Source organism: Leisingera sp. F5, from assembly GCF_001593695.1.
This window is the reverse complement of record NZ_LUKH01000928.1, coordinates 1-1,458: the sequence shown is the minus strand read 5'-3', so window position 1 is coordinate 1,458 and position 1,458 is coordinate 1. Positions and strand designations below refer to the sequence as shown.

The 1,458-nt window shown below is 59.8% G+C and carries 1 protein-coding gene; it reads left to right on the top strand.

The genetic code is table 11. The features are described from left to right. The first annotated feature begins 16 nt into the window (after positions 1-16). A complete protein-coding gene (gene phaZ / locus A2I95_RS37530) occupies positions 17-1,291 on the top strand; it encodes a polyhydroxyalkanoate depolymerase (protein ID WP_027259396.1) in 1,275 nt (424 codons plus the stop codon). The last annotated feature ends 167 nt before the right edge of the window (positions 1,292-1,458 follow it).

Below are 1,458 nucleotides of genomic sequence, written 5' to 3'. Positions count from 1 at the left end.
CCCGAAGGAGACACGCATGCGATACATGATGACCTACGATCTGATGGAGACCGTCCGGAACACCAACCAATGGTTGGGCGCCACCGCCCTCTCCATGGCATCTTACCCGGTCTTCTCCGCCTTGCCAAACCCTGCGCTCAGCTGGATGGCCGCCTGGGGTGAAGTGACGGAACGTACTTACCAGCGGATGGTGGTGAAACCTGATTGGGGTATCCGCACTTTCACCTGCGAAGACGGCAAGGACCATCTGGTGGATATCGACACTGTGGTCGAACGTCCGTTTGGCGATCTGCTCCATTTCAAAGTCAACGGGCGCGAGGAACAGCCGCGCAAGGTGTTGCTGGTTGCCCCGATGTCCGGCCATTACGCCACCCTCCTGCGCTCCACTGTCAAAAGCTTGATCGTCAATTGTGAAGTCTACGTGACGGACTGGCATAACGCCCGCGACATTCCTGTTTCCGCTGGGAAATTCGACGTCGAGGACTACACGCTTTACCTGGTCGACTTTATGCGCGAAATGGGCCCTGACACGCATGTTGTCGCGGTCTGCCAGCCGGTGCCACTGACCCTGGCCGCCACCGCCTATCTGGCCGAACAGGACCCCAAGGCGCAGCCTTCCTCGCTGACCCTGATCGGCGGCCCGGTGGATCCGGATGCCACCCCGACCGAGGTCACGGATTTCGGCCGCCGCGTCACCATGGGCCAGCTGGAAGAAACCATGATCCAGCGCGTCGGTTACAAATACAAAGGCGTGGGGCGCAAGGTCTACCCTGGCTTGTTACAGCTTTCCTCTTTCATGTCGATGAACGGCGAGCGCCATTCCAAGGCCTTCATGGATCAGATCCAGCGTGTTTCCCGCGGGGAGGCTTCGGATCATGACGCCCACAACCGTTTCTACGACGAATACCTTGCCGTCATGGACATGACGGCCGAATTCTACCTGTCCACTGTCGAACGTGTTTTCAAACGGCGCGAAATCGCCCGCAACGAATTCACCGTGAACGGCCACAAGGTTGATATTGGCAAGATCACCAATGTGGCGGTGAAAACTGTCGAAGGCGCCAAAGATGATATCTCTGCCCCCGGCCAATGCGTCGCGGCGCTGGATCTTTGCACCGGCCTGCCTGAAAACATGAAGGCCAGCCATCTGGAGCCAGGTGCCGGCCACTATGGCATCTTTGCCGGCCGCAGCTGGCGTGACAACATCCGCCCGCTGGTGATTGATTTCATGAACGCCAACAGCCGCCGCAAACCGGCCCGCAAGCCTGCCAACAAAAACACGGCTGCCTGACCGCATGGGCGGCGGGCTGGCTTTTTCCTGCAACTGCGGGACCTTGCGCGGTGAAGTTTCCGCGCAAGGCATCAAGGGCAGCACCCGTGTTGTCTGCTATTGCGCCGACTGCCGCGCCAATGAACTGTACCACGGCCAGCCCGACCCAGCGCCGGATCCGGTGGACC

What these genes read in the sequence shown, in the direction of transcription:
- phaZ (WP_027259396.1), top strand. Translation starts at nt 17, where the DNA reads ATGCGATACATGATGACCTACGATCTGATGGAGACCGTCCGGAACACC.